General features: G+C 67.1%; 19 protein-coding genes and 3 pseudogenes. 11 read left to right on the forward strand and 11 right to left on the reverse strand.

Annotated elements, in window-relative coordinates:
- Positions 1 to 231 precede the first annotated feature (231 nt).
- On the forward strand, positions 232 to 612 hold the full coding sequence (locus tag GOAMI_RS05250) for a hypothetical protein (protein WP_006435347.1): 381 nt from the start codon (positions 232 to 234) through the stop codon (positions 610 to 612).
- Here the strand turns inward: GOAMI_RS05250 and GOAMI_RS05255 are convergent.
- From GOAMI_RS05255 to GOAMI_RS05265, 3 genes and pseudogenes are all read right to left on the reverse strand, one after another.
- The gene (locus GOAMI_RS05255; protein WP_006435348.1) at positions 606 to 3,353 is read right to left on the reverse strand and encodes a cation-translocating P-type ATPase; all 2,748 of its coding nucleotides are present in this window, start codon (positions 3,351 to 3,353) and stop codon (positions 606 to 608) included. The genes GOAMI_RS05250 and GOAMI_RS05255 overlap by 7 nt on opposite strands.
- Positions 3,354 to 3,365: 12 nt before the next feature.
- The gene (locus tag GOAMI_RS05260; protein WP_006435349.1) at positions 3,366 to 3,929 is read right to left on the reverse strand and encodes an Rv1733c family protein; all 564 of its coding nucleotides are present in this window, start codon (positions 3,927 to 3,929) and stop codon (positions 3,366 to 3,368) included.
- Positions 3,907 to 4,593 (reverse strand): annotated as a pseudogene (locus tag GOAMI_RS05265) (DUF4389 domain-containing protein); the annotation flags it as partial. The pseudogene GOAMI_RS05265 and the gene GOAMI_RS05260, both read right to left, overlap by 23 nt.
- Positions 4,594 to 4,929: 336 nt before the next feature.
- Between GOAMI_RS05265 and GOAMI_RS05270 the strand changes: the two are divergent.
- Both GOAMI_RS05270 and GOAMI_RS05275 read left to right on the forward strand, forming a co-directional pair.
- A complete protein-coding gene (locus GOAMI_RS05270) occupies positions 4,930 to 5,667 on the forward strand; it encodes a hypothetical protein (RefSeq protein ID WP_006435355.1) in 738 nt (245 codons plus the stop codon).
- 66 nt (positions 5,668 to 5,733) lie between these two features.
- Positions 5,734 to 6,870 carry a DNA polymerase IV gene (locus GOAMI_RS05275; RefSeq protein ID WP_006435356.1) on the forward strand — a complete coding sequence of 379 codons (1,137 nt, stop codon included), beginning with the start codon at positions 5,734 to 5,736 and terminating at the stop codon, positions 6,868 to 6,870.
- 153 nt (positions 6,871 to 7,023) lie between these two features.
- Here GOAMI_RS05275 and GOAMI_RS05280 read toward each other — a convergent pair whose 3' ends face one another.
- The gene (locus GOAMI_RS05280; protein WP_006435357.1) at positions 7,024 to 8,199 is read right to left on the reverse strand and encodes an alkaline phosphatase family protein; all 1,176 of its coding nucleotides are present in this window, start codon (positions 8,197 to 8,199) and stop codon (positions 7,024 to 7,026) included.
- Entirely contained in the window at positions 8,196 to 9,041 is an 846-nt protein-coding gene (locus GOAMI_RS05285; protein WP_006435358.1) for a GNAT family N-acetyltransferase, read from the reverse strand. The genes GOAMI_RS05280 and GOAMI_RS05285 overlap by 4 nt, the downstream gene beginning before the upstream one ends.
- An 85-nt stretch (positions 9,042 to 9,126) precedes the next feature.
- Here GOAMI_RS05285 and GOAMI_RS05290 point away from each other — a divergent pair, with 85 nt between their 5' ends.
- The 4 genes from GOAMI_RS05290 (at position 9,127) to GOAMI_RS05305 (ending at position 11,889) form a co-directional block, all read left to right on the forward strand.
- Positions 9,127 to 9,648, forward strand: coding sequence for a hypothetical protein (locus tag GOAMI_RS05290; RefSeq protein ID WP_006435362.1), 522 nt, complete (start codon positions 9,127 to 9,129; stop codon positions 9,646 to 9,648).
- An 83-nt stretch (positions 9,649 to 9,731) separates the two neighbouring features.
- Complete coding sequence (locus GOAMI_RS05295) at positions 9,732 to 10,454, forward strand: YcnI family copper-binding membrane protein (protein WP_006435363.1); 723 nt, start codon at positions 9,732 to 9,734, stop codon at positions 10,452 to 10,454.
- Entirely contained in the window at positions 10,447 to 10,998 is a 552-nt protein-coding gene (locus GOAMI_RS05300) for a copper resistance CopC family protein (protein WP_006435364.1), read from the forward strand. The genes GOAMI_RS05295 and GOAMI_RS05300 overlap by 8 nt, the downstream gene beginning before the upstream one ends.
- Before the next feature lie 3 nt (positions 10,999 to 11,001).
- The gene (locus GOAMI_RS05305) at positions 11,002 to 11,889 is read left to right on the forward strand and encodes a CopD family protein (protein WP_006435365.1); all 888 of its coding nucleotides are present in this window, start codon (positions 11,002 to 11,004) and stop codon (positions 11,887 to 11,889) included.
- Between the two features lie 247 nt (positions 11,890 to 12,136).
- Here the strand turns inward: GOAMI_RS05305 and GOAMI_RS05310 are convergent.
- Positions 12,137 to 12,530, reverse strand: a pseudogene (locus GOAMI_RS05310) (HNH endonuclease); the annotation flags it as partial.
- Positions 12,531 to 12,740: 210 nt separating this feature from the next.
- Positions 12,741 to 13,591, reverse strand: a pseudogene (locus tag GOAMI_RS05315) (alpha/beta fold hydrolase).
- Between the two features lie 93 nt (positions 13,592 to 13,684).
- Between GOAMI_RS05315 and GOAMI_RS05320 the strand changes: the two are divergent.
- Positions 13,685 to 14,584, forward strand: coding sequence for an alpha/beta fold hydrolase (locus GOAMI_RS05320; protein WP_006435368.1), 900 nt, complete (start codon positions 13,685 to 13,687; stop codon positions 14,582 to 14,584).
- On the opposite strand, the gene GOAMI_RS22995 is transcribed toward GOAMI_RS05320, so the two are convergent.
- Positions 14,479 to 15,012 (reverse strand): hypothetical protein, encoded by a 534-nt coding sequence (locus GOAMI_RS22995; RefSeq protein ID WP_157228267.1) that lies wholly within the window; start codon positions 15,010 to 15,012, stop codon positions 14,479 to 14,481. The two genes, GOAMI_RS05320 and GOAMI_RS22995, sit on opposite strands and share 106 nt — an antisense overlap.
- A gap of 425 nt (positions 15,013 to 15,437) precedes the next feature.
- A complete protein-coding gene (locus GOAMI_RS05325) occupies positions 15,438 to 16,694 on the reverse strand; it encodes an HNH endonuclease (RefSeq protein WP_157228268.1) in 1,257 nt (418 codons plus the stop codon).
- Between the two features lie 434 nt (positions 16,695 to 17,128).
- Between GOAMI_RS05325 and GOAMI_RS05330 the strand changes: the two genes are divergently transcribed.
- Positions 17,129 to 17,833 (forward strand): hypothetical protein, encoded by a 705-nt coding sequence (locus GOAMI_RS05330; RefSeq protein ID WP_006435370.1) that lies wholly within the window; start codon positions 17,129 to 17,131, stop codon positions 17,831 to 17,833.
- Positions 17,834 to 17,891: 58 nt separating this feature from the next.
- Here the strand turns inward: GOAMI_RS05330 and GOAMI_RS05335 are convergent, their stop codons facing one another.
- On the reverse strand, positions 17,892 to 18,719 hold the full coding sequence (locus GOAMI_RS05335; RefSeq protein ID WP_006435371.1) for an SGNH/GDSL hydrolase family protein: 828 nt from the start codon (positions 18,717 to 18,719) through the stop codon (positions 17,892 to 17,894).
- Positions 18,720 to 18,813: 94 nt separating this feature from the next.
- Positions 18,814 to 20,040: an alpha/beta hydrolase gene (locus GOAMI_RS05340; protein WP_174324707.1), complete on the reverse strand. Its 1,227-nt coding sequence runs from the start codon at positions 20,038 to 20,040 to the stop codon at positions 18,814 to 18,816.
- A gap of 204 nt (positions 20,041 to 20,244) precedes the next feature.
- Between GOAMI_RS05340 and GOAMI_RS05345 the strand changes: the two genes are divergently transcribed.
- Positions 20,245 to 21,804 carry a glycosyltransferase family 2 protein gene (locus GOAMI_RS05345; protein ID WP_006435373.1) on the forward strand — a complete coding sequence of 520 codons (1,560 nt, stop codon included), beginning with the start codon at positions 20,245 to 20,247 and terminating at the stop codon, positions 21,802 to 21,804.
- Positions 21,801 to 21,983 (forward strand): hypothetical protein, encoded by a 183-nt coding sequence (locus tag GOAMI_RS05350; RefSeq protein WP_006435374.1) that lies wholly within the window; start codon positions 21,801 to 21,803, stop codon positions 21,981 to 21,983. Before GOAMI_RS05345 ends, GOAMI_RS05350 begins: the two co-directional genes overlap by 4 nt.
- Positions 21,984 to 21,999 lie beyond the last annotated feature (16 nt).

A 21,999-nucleotide genomic window follows, 5' to 3' on the forward strand; every position in this document is an offset into this window, starting at 1 on the left:
GGGTATGCGGTCGCCAGATGGCCTCCGATCCAAATCTCCTCCGGTCCGGGCCGTCCCGTAAGGGCATTTCGACTCATGCCGTGGTGTCCGGCACCGGGGAGGAGATCGGGGCTCCTCGACGCGGGCGGGCTGACCTGCGCTCACACCCGTCGAATCGGGGCACTGCGACCCTTTCGGGCACACCCGATCCGGTGCATTGTGGAAGGATCCCCGACGAAGGGAGGAGCGGCGATGAAAGCGATCGAACGCGCCGCGATACGGGTGCACATCCTGGGTATCGCGTTGCAGCCGGGCACGCAGGACCGAGTCCTCGAGGAGCTGGTGCGCCGCGGCTACCGGGTGCAGCCGAGCGACCTACGTCTGGTTCTCGACGAACTCATCGGACGCGGCCTCCTCGCCGCCCAGGACGAGATGATCGGATACCAGAAGCGCCGCACCTACGAGACGACACCTGCCGGACGGATGTCCTGGGCCGAGGAATGTCGCGCACTGAGCAAACTCACCCACGAGGTGTTCGGAACCCGCCTGCCGCCGTTGCCTCCGCACGTCGGCATCGACGATTCGCAGGCCTGGTTGTCCGGAGCCGACCTCGAGGACGTGGACGATCAGTGAGCGGAGCGGGCATCCGCCTGCCCTCGGCGCCGCGCCCACCGGTACAGTTCGTCGGCACCCCAGACCACGACGGGCATGGGTAGCAGCCACACCAGGAGATCCGCCGGCGGTGTCGTCGTGCCGAAGAGGTCCTGACACGCCGGCACCGTGACCACCACCACGACGAAGGTGAGCTCGAAGGCGAAGCCCCACAACAACAGCCGATTGCTGAACACGCCGATCGAACTCAGCGGTGCGCGTTGGCACCGCGAGGCCATCGCGGTGCCGAACTGGCAGGCGACGATGCCGAGGAAGGTCATGGTCGTGGCCAGTTCCCACGTCGAGTGGAGGGGGCCGCTGTCCACCGGGTCGCCGAAGTGCCAGCCACCCCGCCACAACGTGCCGAGGAACAGGGCCACCACCAGGATCGTCGACACCCCGCCGAGGAGTCCCCACGACCGAAACAGGAGTTCCCGGTCCACGACGTTCTGGGTCCGGCGGCGCGGTGCCCGGTTCATCAGACCGGGTTCGGCCTTCTCGCGACCCAGGGCCAGGGCGGGAAGTGTCTCCGTGCCCAGGTCGATGGCGAGGATCTGCATGACCGTCAACGGAAGTGGGATGTTCCCGCCGGACAGGGCGTACATCAGGAACGGCACGACCTCCGGGGTGGCGTGCGCGAAGATGTACACGATGAACTTGCGGACGTTGTCGTAGACACGACGACCCGCGGCCACCGCGGTGACGATGGTGGCGAAGTTGTCGTCGGTCAGCACCATCGTCGCCGCCTCCCGGGCCACGTCGGTGCCGTTGCGTCCCATCGCGACACCGATGTCCGACCTGCGCAGCGCGGGTGCGTCGTTGACCCCGTCCCCGGTCATCGCCACCACCTCGCCCAGATCGCGCAGCGCGTCGGTGATCCGCAGTTTGGCCTCGGGGGAGGTGCGGGCGAAGACCAGTTCGGTGCGGCGCTTCAGGAGCCGGTCGAGTTCGGTCTCGGGCATCGCATCCAGATCGGGTCCGCTGATCACCTCGAGTCCGTGATGGGAGCCGATGCCCACACCCTCGGCGATCCCCCGCGCGGTGAGGGCATGGTCGCCGGTCACGACCATGATGCGGATGCCTGCGCGATGGCAGACGTCGATGGCGTCCCGGACACCCGTGCGGGGAGGGTCCATCATCGCCACGATGCCGTCGAGCGTCAGATCACGTTCGGCGCCGGCACGGTCGATGGTGCCCACCTGTCCCGGGCCGACGGACTTCGACGCCACGGCGAGCAGCCGCAGACCCTGACCGGCCCAGCTGGCGATGAGCGCGTGGAGTTCCGCATGGTCCGCGGCGGTCAGCGCTCGATCGGCGATGTGCGTGCACAGCTCGAGGATCTCCTCCGGTGCGCCCTTGACGTTGACCCGTCCGCCGTCGGCGGTAGGCACGACCGTGGACATCCGCCGCAGTGCCGGATCGAAGGCGAACGTCCGGCGCACAGCGGCCGGCCCGTCCGTGGTGCGGGAGGCCGTGGAATCGCCGGCACGGGGCGGGGTGACCCCGAGACCGGACGCCGCCCGGAGCAGCGCCAGCTCGGTGGGGTCGCCGAACTCGGTGATCGTCCCGGACTCGTCGACATCGATGGTCGCCGAACAGCAATCGGTCATCACCTGTGCCACGTGTCGCAGCGAGGCCGACGGGGTGCCGTCGAGGGGGAGTCCGACGACGCCGGCCGGTGTCCAGATCTGCGTGACCGTCATCCGATTCTGTGTCAGGGTGCCCGTCTTGTCGGTGCAGATCACCGTCGTCGACCCGAGTGTCTCCACCGCCGAGATCCGTTTGACCAGCGAACCGTTGCGCGCGAGGATGCGAACGCCCAGCGCCAGGGCGAGGGTGATGGTGGGCAGCAGTCCCTCGGGGACGTTGGCCACCAGCAACCCGATCGCGAAGTTGACCGAATCGCGCAGCGAGAGGCCGGCCAGCGCCGTGCCGAGCGGGATGAAGGCGAGTCCCATCGTGACGGCCACGGCGGCGATCAGCCACGCCACCCGTTTCACCTGCCGCTCCAGCGGACTCTCGTCGTGACCGATCCGCTGCGACAGCGAGGCGATGTGCCCGAGTTCGGTGTGCATCCCGGTGGCGAACACCACCGCGCGACCGTCCCCGCCCACGACATTCGTTCCGCTGAACACGATGTCGGTCGCCTCGACGATCGGCCCGGTGCCGGCGGCGGCCTGCGTCTGCAGGTGCACGGGAACCGACTCGCCGGTCAGTGTGGACAGATCGACCTCGACGGAACCGCCGATGAGCCGTGCATCGGCCGACACCCGGTCGCCTTCGGCGAGGTGGATGACGTCACCGGGCACCAGTTCGGAGGCCGGGATCTCCTCCTCCGGGCCCTCCCTGACCACGCGGGCCGTCACCGGGATGATGTCGGCCAGCGCTTCCACCGCCCGTTCGGCGTGACGTTCCTGGACGAAGGCGAACGCTGCGTTGATCACGATCACCACGACGATCGCCACGGACAGCGGCTGCGAACCGCTGATCCACGCCAGCAGTGCGGCCACCCACAGCAACAGCGCGAGGGGGTGGGTCAGCTGGCGGAGCAATTGACCGAACCAGCGGCTCCCGCGGGTTCTGGTGAGTGTGTTGGGCCCGTGCATCAGGCGGCGCCGCTCGACCTCGCGCAGGGACAACCCGTTCGGGGACGATCCGAGGTCGCTCAGCAGCTGCTGGATGTCTTCCTGGGGATCGACATCCATCTCGTCGGGCACGGTCATCGTGGCCGGCCCTCAGCGGTGGCTGTCGATGTCGAACTCCAGCCACTCGGCCTCCCACCGTCGCATGCGATGCCGGTCGGCGGCCGCCCGGACCAGAAGGGCCAGCCCCCACCAGCCCAGGGTGGTCAGCATGACGACACCGAGTCCGGCCATGATGCCCTCCACGACGGCGTCGGTGGTGGTGGTGCGCGGCGGGTCCGCCGGCTTGTCCTCGTCGTCGAGCCAGATGATGCGGACCCGGCCGACGCGGTCGTGCCGTTCGGTGTCCACCGCGGCGGTGGCGCGCGAGCCGTCGGGCCGCCGCCAGGCGACGATGGTCGAATCGTCGTCCGGCTTGGGCATCGTGACGACGGTGGCACTCACCGAATGTCGCGGTCCCTGGACCTCGACGGCGGCCTTGTGGGTGGCATACGTGTTGCCGCCAATGGTCAGTGCGACGAGTAGGCCCGCCAGGGCCGACACCCAGAGCGCCAGCAGCACAAGTGTTTCCACCCGGTCCGTCGGACGGACGAGCCGGTTGGACGAGGCGTGCATCAGCCGCCAGCTGTGCAACTCACGGGAGAGGAACCGCAACATCGCGGGCTCCTGTCGAGTCGGTCGGTTCGTCCCCGCCCTGATCGAGCCGGAAGGGTGGGTACTCGTCTCGCATCAGCGCCGCATACGCCCACACCCGGTACTGCCACCGGTTGATGCCCATCGCGAAGTCGAACAGTCCGCGCGGGTACGCGCCGGTGAAGAGCAGCGCGACTGCGGCGAAGAACGCCACGAGCGCCAGCACCGGCGCGATGGTCACCCGGCCGTCGTCGCCCTGGGCCACATATCCGACGGCCAGCGGGCCGCCCAGCCACCCGCCGGCGAGTACCGCGAGGATGAGGTAGTGGGGGATTGCCAGCAGCCACCACTTCACCAGCACGAGGCCACGGGACAACCGCTCGGGGTACACGACATCGAAGTCGGCGGGATAGTCGGTTCGACGCAGCGCGAACGGCGGATACCGGTCGGTGGCGAACGCGGAGTGCGTGTAGAAGGCGACGCGCCAGTTCCACCGGATGACCCCGACGTTGAAGTCGAACAGGCCACGCGGATAGCGACCGGTGAACAGGATCGCGAAGCCGGCCACGACGGTGCAGAAGAAGAACGCGATGTCCAGCGCGATCAGTATCAGGAAGTGCGGTATCGCCAGCAACCATTTGATCAGCCACAGCCACCGCGACAGCGGTTCGTCGAGATGTCCGGTCAACGTCACTGCGTGCATCGTCTCGAGTCCTCCCGTCGAAGCCTCTGAATCGAGTGAAACCCGCCGGGCGCGGGAAAGGAAGGGTCTTCGGTGAAGTGTCGGGGGGCCGATGTGCCGACCGAGTCTGGGTAAAAAGGCCCATTGCGCTGCGCATCGGTATCCGAAATGACCGAATTCCGCAGTTTTCAGTCATTCGACTCACGGTTTGTCCGAATCCTCGCTATTGTGATCGTGCGCTTCGTTAACGGCATCGAAGGGGGTGTCGAAGCGTAGGGGGTCAACACCGGGTTGGGAATTCCATTTCGGAGCATCAGTGGTCTACATGTGTGGAGGGCTCAGTTGACCAGGACTCTGTCGGCGCGCGCGTCCAAGCGAAGCGTCCGCAAATTTCTCGAACCGTCGGCAATCGCCGAGGCCATCGCCATCGAGCAGCACATCATGCTGCCCGGATATCAGGCGCTGACCCACTATTCGTCGACCTTCGGACTGACCGAACATCTGGTCAGTGAGATCGACGACGCGGCGCGACGCCACCAGGCGATCGTCGCCCAATTGCAGCGGATGCATGCCGATGCGCTTGCCGCGGAAACGGTTTCGTCCGCTCAGCAAGAGGTGTTGGCTGCACTGGGGCTCCTCGAGCCCGGCTCGGGCGAGGCTGCCGATGCCACGCCGCCGCGCCCGGTGCAGGTGTGCCAACTCATCCAGTCGTATCCGGGCCGGGCGGGGGATCCCACCTCGCGGGCCGTCGTCTCGCTCGCTTTCCTGCTCGTCGCTGTTCATGCGCTCACCGATCCGACGAACTGTGGAACAGCTTCTCCCGCACTGAATCTGGTTCCGCCGCCGCTGCATCGTGACCGTGCGCTGCTGGAGAAGGTGCTCACCCACACGGTGGCCGCATTCGACGCATCGTCGCTCTCGGCGCTCACCGGGTTCATCACCGAGGCGGGTGAGTCGTTCGCCGGCTGGTCGACCGAGACGAACCGCGGGTTGTCGGTGCTGCGCTACAACCCGCATTCGCTGCGCACGTCGTGCCGGAGCGTGGGACTCGGCGAGATCGACGTCCGTATCGCCGTCTGACTTCGGCGACCGACTGCGGTGACTGACTGCGGCGACTGATCGCCGGTCCGTGGTTACCCTGGCGGGGTGACCACGTCGGTTTCGCAACGCTATCGGTGGCTGTTGCACGTCGACCTCGACCAGTTCCAGGTGTCGGTCGAGCGGCTGCGCAGTCCGGAGCTCGTCGGTGTCCCGGTCATCGTCGGCGGCAACGGCGACCCGACCGAGGCCCGCAAGGTGGTGACCTGCGCGTCGTATGAGGCGCGGGATGTCGGCGTGCGGGCCGGGATGCCGCTGCGTGCTGCCTACCGCAAGCTGCCCGACGCGGTGTATCTGCCGCTGGACATGGGTGCGTACGACGCCGCGTCGGCCGACGTCATGGATGTGCTGCGCGGGACCGGTCATCCCGTCGAGGTGTGGGGCTGGGATGAGGCGTACCTCGGTGTCAGTGCGCGAGGCGCCGAGGTCGACCCGTTCGACGATGCCGCCATCGTCGACTTCGCCGAACGGGTCCGCCGCGACATCTTCGACCGTTGCGGCCTGACGAGCTGCGTCGGCATCAGCGACAACAAGCAGCGCGCCAAGATGGCCACCGGATTCGCCAAGCGGCCGCCCGGTGCCACGCCCGACGACGGCGTCGATCCGCCGCGCGTGTTCCTGCTCGACGACCGCAACTGGCTGGACCTGATGGGGGAGAGGGCGACTCGCGACCTGTGGAGCGTCGGACCCAAGACGTCGGCCAAACTCGCCGCCAACGGCGTCGAGACCGTCAACGACCTGATCGCCACACCCCGCGACGACCTGATCGCCACCTTCGGCCCGCACCAGGGCAACTGGCTGTACGTGTTGTGCCGCGGCGGTGGCGATTCGACGATCACCGCCGAACCGTGGCTCGCCCGGTCGCACTCCAAGTCGCGGACGTTCGCGGCCGACATCGCCGAACCGTCCGAGATGCGTACCGCGGCAGCCGAACTGCTGCGCGAGCTGCTCGACCAGGTCGTCGCCGAGGAACGCCTCCCGTTCCGCGTGGCCGTGACCGTCCGGACCACCAGCTTCTACACGCGCACCAAATCCCGCAAGCTCCCCGCCCCGAGCCTCGACTTCGATCAACTCGAAGGCGTGGTCGCCGACCTGCTCAGCAAGTTCGACATCGACCGCCCGGTCCGCCTCCTCGGCGTGCGCCTGGACCTGGTGACCGACGACGAGGATGCGCCGGTGGCGTGACCTCGATACGCGGCGTCCTCGCTGCGCTCGGTCGTCGCTACTCGGCCAGCAGGGGGGGTACCCGGCCAGCGTGGGCAGCTACCGGCCAGCGTGGGCAGCTACCGGTCAGCGTGGGCAGCTACCGGTCAGCGGGGGCTGCTCGGCCAGCAGGAGTCACCCCTGCGCGATCACCAGCGGCACAAGCTGTTCCGCGGCCGTCCAGGCGCCGTGGTGGCCGATCATCTTCGACTCCATCGTCTCGCTCGTCGAGCGTGTCAGCGTCACCGAGTCCCGCGCCACCGCGACCACGTCCCCGATCCGACGCGCCACCGCGTCGGTCACCTCGGGTCCGAACCACCCCTCGTCGATGGTCTGCTCCCGCGTGACGACGTGCGCCGCGTCGCCGAGATACCCCGACCATGCCTTCAGGACGTCATCGGCAGCACCGGACGTCGCGTACACGTGCCGCGCACGCGCCTCACCGGCCACGGCGTCGACACCGTCGAGAAGTTCTGGCGCGGTGTCGATGTCGATGGCGCGGTCGGCGGTGATCATCCCGTGGTCGGCGGTGACGAGCAGTGTTGTCCCGGAGGGCAACTCGGCGGCGAGATCGGCCACGAGCCGATCGACCATCCGGAGCTTCTCCAGCCACTCCGGAGAACCAGGACCGTGGATGTGTCCCGCGGTGTCCAACTCGCTGTAGTAGGCGTACACGAACCGGCGATGACGACTGTGTCCGCGCACGGCGGCCAAGACGCCGTCGCGCACCCCGTCGGGGGTCACCGCCGGCACGTACTGGCCGGGCGCGCGGAACGCTGCCAGGGTCAGACCCGTGCCGCGGAACTCCCCGGGCATCACGTACGTCACCCGAGCGCCCTCATCCGCAAGCGCTTCCAGACTGCCCGGGTGAGTCCGCACCAGAGCCGGGGGATAGGTGACCAGCGCCGAGGGGCCGTGCGCGTCGTCGAGACTCCAGCGCAGCGAGTTCAGCACCCGGCGTGATCCCCGTGTCCGACAGTCGTCGTCGGGCCGGAAGCTGTATCCGATGATCCCGTGCACGCCACACGCCGCCCCGACCGTCAGACTCAGGATGCTGGTCGCCGTGGTCGCCGGGAATCCGGCACGCAGCGTGGTCGCGGTCAGCTCGCGCAGCGTCGGCGCGGAATCCGCGTACTCCTCCAGCAGCGTCGCCCCGAGCCCGTCGATGAGCAACACCACCACCGAATCGCCAGGTGGCACAACCAGGTCCGACGATGCGGACATTCCCAGCGCAGAGGACACCGCGGGCAGGACGTCGGCGAGTGTGTGCGGGTACCGGCCCCAATCCGCGGGGGTCAGTTCGACGCTCACCGCACCCCCGACCCTGCCGGACCGAACACGTAGTGACCCGACCGCAGGAACCGCACCGACCGTCGCGCCTCACCTTCGAGGAGCAACGGCGACATCGCGTCCCGCAGCGCGATCCGCCACCGCGCCGCGTCGAGCGGATGACTCACCCGCATCGCTTCGACGTCCCGCGGCAACGCCACCACCACGGTGGCGTCCGGGGCCACCCGCTCGTGATGGGCGACCGGACGCGACCGGTCGGAATCGTCGATCACCGGCACCGCACCGTCGGCGATCAGCGCCTCCACACTCCCGACACCATCGACGGCCTCGGGCAGACGGTCCTCGAGCGCCCACGACACCAGCACCCGGTCGGAGTCGGCGTCGCCGCCCAGCTCGTCGCCCATCTCGCCGTAGAAGTCCTCGTAATAGTGGACCGGCAGCGCGCCCAGCTTCGTGATGTTGAAATACGCGTTCCGCGCGACCAGCGGATCGAAGGTCCACGTGATCGTCGTCAGTCCACGCGCCAGCGCCCACTTCCGCTGATGCATCTTCAGCAGGTAGCCCACATGGTGGCCGCGTCCGCGTCGGGAGACCCCGGTGATGTGACTGTGCAGGGCCTCGCCGGCCGGCGCCGACAGGAACGCGACACTTCCGCCGGCCAGGTGATCGCCGATGAAAGCGCCGGACACGTAGTTGCCCGAATGCGACAACGCCCGCAGCATGTCGATGCCCACCGGGCGTCTCGTCGGGTCCGGCCGCCACACGTCGTCGAAGATCCGCATCAGTTCTTCGAGTTCGTCGGGCGAGGACAGCTCGCGGACCTCGACCGTGCGTACCTCGACAGGAGCCGGTGAAAGCGACATGCTGTCGATTCTTTCACCGCGCACCGACGAGTTGGCCGGGTTGGGTGAGTCGGTTGCGCGGGGACCCACTCCTTAGGATGGGGCCATGTCACGCACCGTCCGCACGCCCGACGTGTTCACACGCGTCGCCGCGGCCGGTGTGGTGCCCGCCGTCGCGATCGCCGCGCACGGTGCCGCCGGCGACCAGATGCCCAGCTCAGGTGGCCTGGTGCTCACCGCGGCGATCGGTGTGGTCGCGGCGATGCTCCTGCAACCGGCGACCCGAGGCCGACGCCTCGTCCCGGCCACCGCGTCGGCCGTCGGCATCCTGGCCGCCGCGCAGGTCGCGGGTCACTGGTCGCTCGCCGCCGACGCCGCACACGCCGGCCACGACGCCCCGGCGTTGCCGATGCTGTTGACGCACCTCGTCGCGATCCCGCTCAGCGCCGTGCTGATCGTCGTCGGCGCGCAGATGCTGGCCGTCATCGGGTCGGTCATCGCGTCGCTGATGCCGCCCGCCGCATTGCTCGCGCCCGGTGCACGCCCGGTCTTCTGGACGCAACCCGGTGTTCTCGCCGCTCCGCCCGTCGGCGGGACCGGCGTTCGTGGACCTCCGCTCGGCTTCTGACCCGCGCCACCACACCGAACCCTCGACGGTTCGGTGCTGTCGTGCGCAACGCCAGACTTCCGAACTCTTGAGAAAGAACCCAGATGAAGAACCTTGTCCTGACGCGGGCCACGACCGCTCGCCGCCTCGTCCTGCCCGCCGCCGCTGCCGCAGTCGTCGGTGTCGCCTCCCTGACCGGGGCGGGTGCGGCGTCGGCGCACGTCACCGCCAACGCCCCGACCGTCACCCAGGGTGGGTACGGCGTCGTCACGCTGGTCGTCCCCAACGAGTCCGACGCGGCTCCGACGACGTCACTGCGCGTGACCCTGCCCGGCCTGAAGTCGGCGCGCCCGGAGGTGATGAGCGGCTGGAAGTCGGTCGTCACCAAGAAGGACGACCTGGTCACCGAGATCACCTGGACCGCCGAACCCGGTTCGCCCGGTGTCCCGGTCGGCCAGTTCGGGCAGTTCCGCTTCTCCGGCGGCCCCTTCCCCGAGCAGGAGACCGTCACCCTCCCGACGCTGCAGACCTATGCCGACGGCGAGAAGGCCGACTGGAATCAGCCGACCCCGGCCGACGGCACCGAGCCCGAGAAGCCCGCACCGACCATCACCCTCGCGGCGGGCGGCGACGGACACGGCGCACACCATGCCGCAGCGCCCGAGAACGGCACCGACGTGCCCCAGTCGCAGGCGACGGAGACCGCCCAGGCCGACTCCTCCGCCCGCTGGCTCGGCGGTATCGGACTGGTCGTCGGCGCACTGGGCACCGTCTTCGGTGTCGCGGCGTTGATGGTTGCCCGACGCAATGGACGTGGCAATGCGTAAGCGCGCACTCCCGCTCAGCCGTTCGCTCCTGTTGACCTTGGCCATGCTCGCCTGCCTGGGTCTGGTCGGCACCTGGTCGGCGCCCGTGGCGTCGGCGCATTCGCGTCTCGTGTCCTCCGATCCCGCCGACGGCGCGAGCCTGCCCGCGGGTCCGCCGACCGTCACCCTCACCTTCAACGAGGGAATCCAGTCGGCGTACGCGGTGCTCAACGTCGTCGGACCCGACGATCATTTCTGGCAGTCCGGTGACCCCAAGGTCGACGGCAGCATTGTGAGTGTCGGCGTGCGCGAACTCGGCCCGACCGGGAAGTACACGATCAACTACCGGGTCACCTCCGCCGACGGACATGTCATCAGCGGGCAGCGCAGCTTCGAGCTGACGGTCGCCGGCAATGGTGAACCGGGTCCGCTCGCCGACGCCTCCGCTGACCAGTCCGATGACGGAATCCCGGTGTGGTACTTCATCGTCGGTGCCGTCGTGGTGCTGGTCGTGGGTCTCGGTGTCGTGTTCTGGCTGACCCGCCGCCCCAAGACGCGGAGCTGACGCGTGAGGGTCGTGGCCGGTGTCCCGGCCCTGTTCGCCGGACTGCTGGTGAGCTGGTTGCTCGCCCGCCCCGACGGGCCGGACACGGTGGCGATTCCCGCGACCCTCGCGCTCGGCGTCTGCGTCGTGGTTCTCGGCCTCGGCCTGTTGCCCACGGTCGACGCCGAGCCGTCGTCGAGACTGATCGGTGCACTCGCGGGCGTCTGGGTGGTGGCGACGCTGATCAGCGCCTGGGTGCGCACCGCCGATCGGTCCGGCACGGACGTGCTCGAGGTGAGTGCCGGCGACTTCGGCGAGGTCCTCAACTCTGGCGCCTCCGAGATGGTCGCGCTGGTCGCGGGTCTGCTCATCGTCGTGTGGGCGGTGCTCGATCTGCTGACCGCGGTCGAGATCCCGGTCCTCGTGGTCGGGGTGCTCGCGGCGGTCGGGGTGCTGGCCACCGCGATCGCCGGGCACGCCGGCAACGACGCCTTCGGCCCGTTCCTCGTCGGCGCCCACGCGCTGGCCGCCGCCTGGTGGTGCGGTCTGCTCGTTGCGATGGTGATCGCGGTCCGCGGCCGGTCCGGGTGGGCGCGCAGCCTGCCGGTGTTCTCGCAGCGTGCGCCGTGGGCCGTCGGCGTGATCGCGGTGACCGGCGTGGTTGCCGCACTGACGGAGATCGACGGCCTGTCAGCCCTGTTCACCACCGGTTACGGTCGGATTCTGCTGGCGAAGGTCGTCATCCTGGCGGCGCTGGTGGGCGTCGCCCTCTGGCATCGACGACGATGGGTGCCCGCCGCCGAACGCCACCGACTGACCGAGGCCGCGTCGATCCGCAACGCCGTCGTCGAACTGGTGCTGATGGCCGTCGTGCTGGGCCTCGCTGCGGGGCTCTCGGCGACTGCGCCGTAGTCACCGGACCCGTTCCCGCCCAGCGACGGTGGGCGGGAACGGAACCGACTGGGCGGCCCTGTGTTCTCACTGTGGAGTTGTCAAGGATCGGATGCGGTCCCGGCAGATGTCGGGTACCCCTGCTGGTTGAGTAGGCGAGGAGCTTGCGACGAGCCGTATCGAAACCCTGCTGCGCGAGCGTCTGTGTCAGGCGGCGATGTCGTCGAGTCGCATGGTGCGGCGGTTGTAGGCGGGTAGGGGCCGATAGCGTGGTCGTCGTCGGAGAGCTGTGTGGGGGAGCGTTTCTCGATGGTCGTGATGCCGCGCACGATGGCGTCGACGACGTCGGCGGAGAGGCGTCCGTCGGCCGCGCAGGCCTCGACCTTGCTCAAGCTCGAGTAGTTCTCCGCGATGCGGGTCGCGCGTGTGGAGACCGCGGGTGCGAATCCCATCTCGATCAACAATCTCTTGGTGGTTGAACCAGCCTTCTGTGCAACGTGTAGATCATCGAGTTTTTCTGCATGCGTCGCGATCTGGTGGTCGGCGACGTTGCCTATCAACCGCCAGGTGTCGAGTTGTTCGAAAGTTGTTCGGCCGGTGGGGTCGTCGGTGGGTGGGGTGATCTCGATGAGCTGGTCGAGAAGTGTGGTGAGCTCCGCCATGACTCCAATGTACTCGAACAGGCGTTCGACTGCCAGGTTTCTCCACAGGCCTTCGCGTCGTCAAAAGAACGGTGCTTCAGCATCTTTCACGCGTGCTAAAGAAATGGGCCACTCTGGTGAGCACCAGCAACAGCAGTTACTGCAGTGGCCGCTGACGAACGGAAAAGCCGTAGCGCGAGTGAATTGTGCGGGTATGGAATCCGGCGCGCTCTACTTCACAGCCCGCGCCTGATCCCAGATGGCGAGCAGTTCGTCGATGATGTCGGTGGCCATGTGCAGGGTGCTGAGGTGGCTTTCGCCGGGCAGCTCGAACAGCTTGGCGTCGGGCAGCAACGACACCATGTGCTCACCATGGGCGTAGGGAATGATGTGGTCGTGGTCGCCGTGCCACCAGCGCACGGGGACCTGCACGTCGGAGACGCGGAAGCCCCAGTCCTTGGCGAACACGACGACGTCGGCGAACGGCGCCTCCATCGCACGTCGGCCGCCGTGGAGCAGGTCGTCGAGGAACATCGCCCGGAACTCCGGCCGTTGCAGCAGTTCGCGGTCGGCGGCGGGGGACAGCCGTCCGTAGACGCTGATGGCCGGCTCGGCGACCGGCCGTGCGAAGCGGAGCGCGACACTGAGGACCTGCCCGATCTGCGACCCCGCGACACCGACCGCCGGCGCCAGGAACGAGCCGCATCGCGCCGCCGGGGATGCGGTCGGGGCCGATGGTCGGTGCGACACCGCCGAGGATGCCGACCGCGACCACCCGGTCGGGCATCGCGTGAGCCACACCGAGCGCGTACGGCCCGCCGCCGGAGAGTCCGATGACCGCGAACTCGTCGATGCCGAGTGCTTCGAGCACGTCGGCGAGGTCGGGGGCGAAGGCGGCGATGTTTGTCGTACCGGTACGGCGTCGACGACCCGACACCCGGCCGGTCCAGTCCGATCAGACGAACCCCCCGCTCAGCGGCAAATCCGCGGGCCTCGACGGGGATCTGCCGGCGCGCTCCGGGCGTGCCGTGGAGCCAGATGATGGCTCGTCCGGTGGCTGATCCGTATTCGGCGAACCCGATGCGACGATCACCGTCGGCCATGGCGATCGACCCCTCGATCTTCGGACGGGCGATGTCGATCATGTGACCAGCATCTCACGTAGCTTTGTAAACGTGATCCCCGAGTTTCTCAACGGTGCCGCCAGAGCAGTCCGCCACGTCTTCAAGCCGTACCCGGCGACGGACATTCCCGAAGGTCAGATGCTCGACCTGCCCGGTCGCGGCCGCGCCTACGTCACCGATTCGGGACCCCGCGACGCGCCGGCGGTGTTCCTGCTGCATTCGGTGCTGACGACCGGACTGCTGTGCTGGTATCCGACGATCCCGGCGATCAACGACCGCTACCGGGTGATCACCCTCGACGCCCGCTGGCACGGTCGCGGTATCGAGTCGGAGAACTTCGATCTTCGTGACTGCGCCGACGACGTGGCCGCTGTCGCCGACGTCCTCGGCATCGACCGGTTCGTCGCCGCCGGATTCTCGATGGGCGGCGGCATCGCCCAGTTGGTGTGGCGTCGTCATCCCGAGCGGGTGTCGGGCCTGGTGCTCTGCTCGACGGGACCGTTCTTCAGCACCAGCGACCCCCGGCATCAGAGGTCGTCGCAACGGACCGGTCGCATTCTCGCGCCGCTCTACCGGATGCTTCCGCGCATTTCCGATAAGAACCTCGACAAGACGACGTCGCATACGTCCGTCTGGGCGCTGCGGCAGTTCTTCTCGACGCCGCTGTCACATCTCGGCGAATTCGGGAACGGATTGGGGCGATTCGACTCCCGCGGTTGGCTCGACGAGATCGATGTCCCGACCGCCGTCGTGGTGTCCACCCGCGACCGCGTCGTCGAACCCGAACGTCAGCAACTGCTGCTCGACGGCATCCCCGGGTCGCAGCGCTTCGAGGTCGACGGTGGTCACGCATGCTGCGTCCTCGGTGCCCGGTTCTTCATCCCGCCGTTCACGGACGCGCTCGACGCGGTGACCGCGGACGCGGCGGTGAGACCGAGCACGCGGCGGTGAGGGCTCCGCCGACGGCCCCCGCCGGCTGAGCGGGCATCAGGCCTCCAGCGAGTCCACCACAGCCGGGCCACGGCATTGCCGCCGGAGAGTCCGAGGCCGGCCGCGGTACCGGCCGCCACACCCACCACGCACCCGGCAGGACCGAACACGCAACCCACCAGGCCCAGGACGGGTGCGGCTGTTGCAGCGGCCTCGACGGATGCGTGGGCGAAGTCGCGCGGCGTTTCGGCGGTTGCGAACTCGTGGAGCACCAGGCCCGTGCTCACGACGGTGCCGACCGGGCCGAGCGCGCGTAGACCGACTCTGGTCGACGCGGCCACTCCGCCCCGCATCTCGAACGTCAGATCCCACAGGCGGTCGGTGACCGCGGTCCGCGCGAAGTACTGCTGGCGGATCAGCGGGTTGCTGTCGGCCCAATCCTGAAGCATGCGAACCTGATCGACCGACAGTCCGGTGCGGTCCACGATGTCGCGAATCTCGGCGTAGTCCGATGCCGCGGAACCAGCGAGTCCGTGAGCGGTGAGACTGGCGAGGAGGTCCTGGTAGGCCCCATCGCGCCGCAGTGCAGCGCCGAACCGGACATACTGAATTCCCCTGCTCTTGGCAAGGTTTCAGGTCAAGAAGGGTTCTGAATCCGGGCTGCCGTCCTCGACGGGCTACAGTCCTCCGCGTTGCGGGGCTCTCGGCGACCGCGCCGTAGTCACCGGTTCCGTTCCCGCCCAGCGATGCTGGGCGGGAACGGAACCGATTGCGCGGCTCTGTGTTTCACTGTGGAGTTGTCAAGGTACGGATGCGGTCCCGGTTAATGTTCGGTGAACGCCGGGTGCTGAAGGTGCTGGCGCGTAAGTCTGTGTCAGGCGGCGATGTCGTCGAGTCGCATGGTGCGGCGGTTGTAGGCGGGTAGGGCGCGGCGTTGCGGGTCGATGGCGGTCGGCGGGATGAGCCACGGGTGGCGGTCGAAGCCCAGCACGATGTCCCAGCCGTTGTGGTGGACTTGGGTGTGGCAGCGTTGGCAGAGCAGGCAGCCGTTGTCGAGGTCGGTGTCACCGTCGTCGGTCCAGTGTTGGATGTGATGGACCTGTGTATGGGATGGCGGCGCACCGCATTTGATGCAGGTCTGGTCGCGGATGATGATCGCCTTGCGTAGGTGGGCTGGGAAGAGTCGTCGTTCGCGACCCATCTGCAGTGGCACTGTCTCGCCGTCGATGATGATCTCGGTCAAGGAACCGTCACACGACAGTTGTCGGGCGATGGCGTTGGTGACAGAGCCCGTCCAGGGGAGTGTGGCGGGGTCGCCGGTGGCGGGGATGGTCAACGCCACTTGGGTTCTGGGGGTGCCGATGGTGTCCATCGCCGCACCTGCGGCAGCTTGATCTAACAGCACCTCCAGTGCGTCCGCGCGGATCTGGGCGGCCGAGCGTCGATCGGGCGACCCGTCGGGTTCGGGCCGGGGCACGCTGCGTTCGTCGATCATGGCGATGAACTTCTCGCCCACGACTTGCGTCACGTTGGCGTGGATCTCGACGCGACTGTCATCGGTCGTGTGGTGGGAGAGCGTGTCAAGGGTGCGGTCGTCGCTCGCGGGGACTCCGTTGTCGGAGGTGTCGGCGATGGTGTTGCCGATCGTCTGGGCGTGTTTCTGTATTTCGGTGGGGGTGGCCCCCGACAGGGCCTGGGTGAGGAGCTCTGTTTCGTAGATGGCGTGGTCGTCGTCGGAGAGCTGTGTGGGGGAACGTTTCTCGATCGTCGACATTCCGCGCACGACGGCGTCGACAACTTCACCCGCGAGGCGGCCGTCGGCGGCGCAGGTTTCGACCTTGCCCAGCGTGCCGAGATGCTCGGCGATGCGGGCGGTGCGTGTGGCTGCTGCAGGTGGAAGTCCCATCTCGATCACCAGCTTCTTGGTGGTCGAACCCGCCTTTTCCGCGACGCCGAGATCGTCGAGGTGTGCTGCGTGGGTGGCGATCTGGTGATCGGCGAGGTTGCGCAGCAGTATCCATCGGCGCAGCTGCGAGTACGTGTGGACGCCGGTGGGGTCGTCGGTGGGTGGGGTGATCTCGACGAGTTGATCGAGGATTGCGTCGAGTGGAGTCGTGTCGGTGTCGATCATGACGGCAGCCATCCCTCTTCTGAGGTGTACAAGCGGTGAGTGGGACCGTCGTTGACTGCTGCTCTGTCGTGAATGTTCTGTGTCTTCAGTTCTACATCGGGGGTCTGACAAGAACTGCGGACGGGTTGCACCGACCGTTTTGATCGATGAGGTGGTCGAGAGGTGTGGTGAGCTCCGCCATGACTCCAAGGTACACGAACATATGTTCGAACGCCAGGTTTTTCCACAGTCGACGTCTCGGTCAAACCAGCGGTATGACAACGTCTTTCGCAATGCGAAAGCAACTCGCAACACTGACGCACCGTTCTGCGACCTTCAACTTGTGGTTCCTCCGGGACGCTCGACAGGTGATCTGTCGGAGTCGCTTGTTAGTCTCGCGTCCTCATCTGGCAGAGCGGATACGGGGGATGTCCCCCATCCGAAGGGAGTTCAGGGTGGCAATTCCTGTCGACCCGCAATTCTATGTGGGGCTTCTCGCTGCGCTCGTCCCGGCGTTCTCTGCGCTGGGGGCCTTGTACATTCGGCAGAAGCAACGCCGATCGCACTATGAACAGGTAGAGCAACTGATGGCGTTGCTGCCTGATGACGATGTCGATCCCGCCGTTGCGTCGCTCAAGCAGCGTTATCGCTGGGCCGAGGCTCTGCGTCGATTCGACATGATCACGCTGCCCCGTCCTCAGCGCGGGCGCGCATTTGTGTTCTCCACTATTGGCTGGGGTAGCGCCTTGATCGGTAGCGCCTATTTTGTCGGCGCTCTCGTACCCGGCGTGCTGACGGCTTCGTCGCGGGTACTGGCGGTCCTGTTCGCGCTGGGGATGCTTATCTGGGCCTGGCTCGCGTTGCTCACAGCCCACGACTTCCGGCAACCGGTGTACCGCCTCGCCGGCCTTCCTTTGCCCGCGTACTCCCCACATGCCACGCAGATTCGACGGATACGGGCAGACTACGGACTCTTTACGTCGCTCGACGACGCCGCCGAAGAGGCGACCCGAAAGCGGATTGAGCGAGGTCGTCGAGCTCGTCGGTGGTACACCCGTAGGCGCTACGAATTTCGTTCGGTGGCACTGGTTTTGAGAAGGCCTGTCGCAGTACGCGCGTTCCGCGTGAGTCGGCAGGCTTCCGCCAGAGGGGCACGATAGGCACGCTGGGTCAGACGAACCTGCACCGCGTGAAGAGTGGCCGTTGTGACGCGTGAACCTACGCCTGGACTTCGAAGGCCTTGAGAACCGTCGTCGTCCAGATCTGCTGTCCGGCAGGGCTCGGGTTGACGGTGTCCTTCAGCAGCGGCGCCAGCGACGCGTCGTCGGTGGGGAAGGCGGAGTAGACGTCGATCACCTGGATGCCCTCGGCGTCCATGGCCGACGCGAAGCCGGCGGTCTGTTCACCGGTGTTCTTGCCCTGCGCCGGGCTCTGCTTGATCGCGACGAGGTCGGCGTTCGGGTATTCCTTGCGGAGCTGAGCGATGAGCGGCTGCAGTTGTTCGGCGAGCGCGGTCTTCGGATCCTGCGTATGTCCGAAATTGAGCATGATCAGATCCGGCGAGGCATCCGCGGGAATCATCTTGTCGAGATTTTCGAGCGCGTAGTTCGCGTCTTTCCCGGAAGCGCTGCCATTCCAGAATCCGATCGGGCCGTTCGGGCCGTCGCCGAGTCCGACCATTGCGCCGTAATCGTTGGTCGTGGTGTTCCAGAATTTGGTGGCCATCGGCCGCTGGAGGGTCTGGCTGATCGCGGTGCCGACCTTGGGTGCCCAGCCGTCGCGGGCGGCACCGGTCGAATCACCGAGCAGCACAATTGTTCTCGGCTCAGCCGCATGCGCCTTGGCATCTTCCATGAAGGCAAGGGTGGCGGGCTGCTCGAGCGGGGTCGAGCTGGTCGGGGTCATTGCTGCCGTCGCGTCCGACGTCGGAGCGGTTCGATTACTCGACACGACGAGACCGACGACGAGCACCAGCGCACACACGACCATGACGATCCAAGCCCAGATCGGTGCAGAACCGGCAATGCGCTTTACGGCATTGAACATGTAACAAGTCTCCCAACCCGCGTTTCTCGTCTAGCGACTTTGTCACCATAGCGGCCATTTACCGGCCACGCGCGAGGCGTCGGGCTCGTTTGTTTCAACAATTACTCGGTGCGGGCAATCCAGCAACTCGGTCGCGGACCCAGGTCGCCATAGCGGGACCAGGGTTGACGATATGCCCCTGCTGTTCTTGCCGAACACTCAGTACCCGATCCCCGGCCTCGCATGCGCGTCGAAGTGTGTCTTCCATCACATCGAGAGGGATGACATTGTCGGCCGCCCCGTAGACCGCCAGGATCGGCACCTTCGTCGCGGTGCGGGGGAGGGTGTAGGCCGCGAGGCGCGCGTGCAGGGTCTGGGCGGCTGCCGGCGTCACGGCGCCCAGCGAGGTATCCGCGGGCACCGACAGCAACGACACCGCGGTGCGGTCATCGCCGCACACCGGCACCGCGGAGCTGTTCAGCGCGGAGAGGTGGTCGCCGGATTTCACCGCCGGGTCGGCCTGCGAGACCCCGTGCACCACCAGCGGATACAGGTGCTGCTGGGCGCGCGTGAGGGTGTTCTCCTGTGCGCGCGTCGCGAAGTACCGGGGATCGAGCAGTGGCGCGACGGCCACGACGCCCAGTAGTTCGCCACTTTCGCCGCCGTAGCCGGCGAACTCCTCGGCGGTCGACCAGACCGCCGCGCCACCCTGCGAGCGGCCTGCGGCCAGCCAGCGCGGACTGATACCGAGACCTGCGGACTGGGCCGCGCGGGCCGCGTCGATGACGTTGAATGCGGCGGTGCGCGGTTCGAGATACGGGTGCGGCGCCTGACGACCGGTACGCGTGCCGAGTCCCTGGTAATCGGTGGTGACCACGGCATATCCCGCGTCGAGGAAATCCTGGACCGCGGTCAGATCACCGAACATGTCCGCCTGGTCCGACGGCGCGCAGTCGGGGGTGATGCCGGTGGTTCCGTGCGCATAGGCGATCAGCGGCCAGCCGCCGGCCGGGGGAGTGGAATCGGGAACGAAAACCGCCCCGCTCACCGAGGTCGTCGACCCGTCGACGCCGGAAGTGGACCGATAGACCAGTCGTTTGGCGACGGTGCCGTATGGCAATGACCAGGAGTCGGGAGCGTCGTCCGTCCGAACAATCTCCCCGCGCTGCTCGACCGCCTCCGCGCTCAGCACGACGCTCGTCGACGACGCCGTCGAACTCGGCGTTCCGGCCGTCGAATCGCCCCCCGACGTCGACGCGCATGCCGAGATCCCCATCCCGAAAACGGACACGACGGCGACACATACGCCGACGTACCGCACTCGCCCCCACCTGGAATTCACCCGAGAACGGTAACCCGTCGATTCGGGCGGTTTGCGTCGACGTATTCGTTGAATGATTCTGGGTGGGTGGAGTTATCCGTCGGGGTTCGGAGAACAGGTGTGTCATCGGCTGATGGGCCGGTGCTGGTCGACGTCGATAAGGCGCGCGTGCCGAGTACTCGACGCCACGCTGAACCTCCTGCGCCGCAGCATAACCCGCTGGCCGTGTCCGCGCCGGACGACGACGAGGTCTACGAATATCTCGGTCCGCAGATGCGCTGGATTCAGCTGGTTCTGACAGCCGCGTTCGTGCTGGTCGCCGTCTCACTTGTCGCATTCGCGACGACCCATCCATGGCTCACGCCGGTTCTCGTCATTCTTGTAGCGAATGTGATCGGGAACACATTTTCATTGTTGACCGGCATGAACAAACGGCGGGTGACATGGTCGTCGCATCAGGAGCGCGTGACTTCCTGGAATCCGCCCGACGGCCGATATCCGAGCGTCGACGTCTTTCTGCCCACCTGTGGTGAGAGTCTGGAAATCCTGCGCAACACCTATGAGCATGTCGTCGCGATGAACTGGCCCGGGAAGCTGTTCGTCTACGTCCTCGACGACGCGGCACGCGAGGAAGTTCACGATCTGGCAGCATCTTTCGGTTTCGACTATGCGGTCCGCCCCGACCGCGGGCACCTCCGTAAGGCCGGCAATCTGCGACATGCGTCTCGGATCAGCCATGGGGAATTCATCGTCATCTTCGACGCCGATTTCTGTCCCCGCCCCGATTTTCTCGGCCATCTGGTCCCCTATTTGGACGACCCTCAGGTTGCGATCGTGCAGAGTCCGCAATGCTTCGCCACCACCGAGTCGATGAACTGGATTCAACGCACCGCCGGCGCGACGCAGGAATTCTTCTATCGCTGGGTGCTGCCGTCGCGTGATCGGATCGGTGCGGCCAACTGCGTCGGGACGTCGGCGATCTACCGGCGTAGCGCGATCGAGCGGGTAGGTGGTTTCGCCGCGATCGAGCACAGCGAGGACCTGCACACCGGACGTCACCTCCAGCAGGCCGGCTACACGATCCGCTATGTGCCGGTGGTGTTGTCGCGCGGGCTGTGCCCGTCGGATCTGGCGGGCTTCCTCAACCAGCAGTACCGCTGGTGTCAGGGGACGTTGACACCGGTGCAGAACAGTCGGTCGGTGGATCACCCGCAGCGTCAGACGCTCCGCCAGCGCATCGCCCGATGGGCCGGCGTCCTGTACTACATCACCACCGCGATGAACGTCTTCCTGCTGTTCCTGCCGGGCGTGATCATGGCGGTCTTCTATCCCGAGGATGTGCGGCCCGCGCAGCTGGTCCCGTTCCTGCTCGGCCTGTGGGTGTATGTGGTGCTGTTCCCGCTGGTGTCGCGTACCCGCTGGCGTTTCGAGGTGCTCCGTATCCAGATGGCCTACAGCTACGCGCATGCGGTGGCGATCTGGCACAAGATCATCGGCCGCGAGATCGGCTGGGTGCCGACGGGCGTGATCGGCCAGTCGAACTCGCTGGCCCGCTCCATCTCCTGGCTCGGCGCCACGGTGCTCGGGGCGTCGTTGGTCGCGTTCTGGGTGTCCATCGTCTGGGACGTGATGGAGTACGGGCTGGCCCAGTTCTGGATGATGGTCGGCCTGATGCTCGCGTACACGTACCTGGCGTTTCCGCTGTTCGTCGAGTTCGTGAAGATCCTGCTGCCGCGGCGTCGTTCGCGCGTAGCTGAGGTCGAACCAGAGGAGATCGCAGCATGACGGCGTTCGGTCCCGAACCCGACGACGCGCGCCCCGTAGCCCATCCCGAGCGCCCCAACCCGACGAACTGGAATCGGATCTCGGTGTGGGAGGTCGTCGGTTACACCCTGGCGATCCTGTTCATCGCGGCGCTGGCGCTCGGCTGGTTCGACATCATGCTCCTGTGGGACACCAAGTGATCGGCTGGGCGGGCTG

This window comes from Gordonia amicalis NBRC 100051 = JCM 11271 (genome assembly GCF_000332995.1).
GTDB lineage: Bacteria > Actinomycetota > Actinomycetes > Mycobacteriales > Mycobacteriaceae > Gordonia > Gordonia amicalis.

Excerpts from the sequence above, each read along its gene's own strand:
- GOAMI_RS05250 (WP_006435347.1), top strand. The coding sequence starts at position 232 with ATGAAAGCGATCGAACGCGCCGCGATACGGGTGCACATCCTGGGTATC.
- GOAMI_RS05255 (WP_006435348.1), bottom strand. The coding sequence starts at position 3,353 with ATGACCGTGCCCGACGAGATGGATGTCGATCCCCAGGAAGACATCCAG.
- GOAMI_RS05260 (WP_006435349.1), bottom strand. The coding sequence starts at position 3,929 with ATGTTGCGGTTCCTCTCCCGTGAGTTGCACAGCTGGCGGCTGATGCAC.
- GOAMI_RS05285 (WP_006435358.1), bottom strand. The coding sequence starts at position 9,041 with ATGTCGCTTTCACCGGCTCCTGTCGAGGTACGCACGGTCGAGGTCCGC.
- GOAMI_RS05290 (WP_006435362.1), top strand. The coding sequence starts at position 9,127 with ATGTCACGCACCGTCCGCACGCCCGACGTGTTCACACGCGTCGCCGCG.
- GOAMI_RS05295 (WP_006435363.1), top strand. The coding sequence starts at position 9,732 with ATGAAGAACCTTGTCCTGACGCGGGCCACGACCGCTCGCCGCCTCGTC.
- GOAMI_RS05300 (WP_006435364.1), top strand. The coding sequence starts at position 10,447 with ATGCGTAAGCGCGCACTCCCGCTCAGCCGTTCGCTCCTGTTGACCTTG.
- GOAMI_RS22995 (WP_157228267.1), bottom strand. The coding sequence starts at position 15,012 with ATGCTTCAGGATTGGGCCGACAGCAACCCGCTGATCCGCCAGCAGTAC.
- GOAMI_RS05325 (WP_157228268.1), bottom strand. The coding sequence starts at position 16,694 with ATGATCGACACCGACACGACTCCACTCGACGCAATCCTCGATCAACTC.
- GOAMI_RS05335 (WP_006435371.1), bottom strand. The coding sequence starts at position 18,719 with ATGTTCAATGCCGTAAAGCGCATTGCCGGTTCTGCACCGATCTGGGCT.
- GOAMI_RS05350 (WP_006435374.1), top strand. The coding sequence starts at position 21,801 with ATGACGGCGTTCGGTCCCGAACCCGACGACGCGCGCCCCGTAGCCCAT.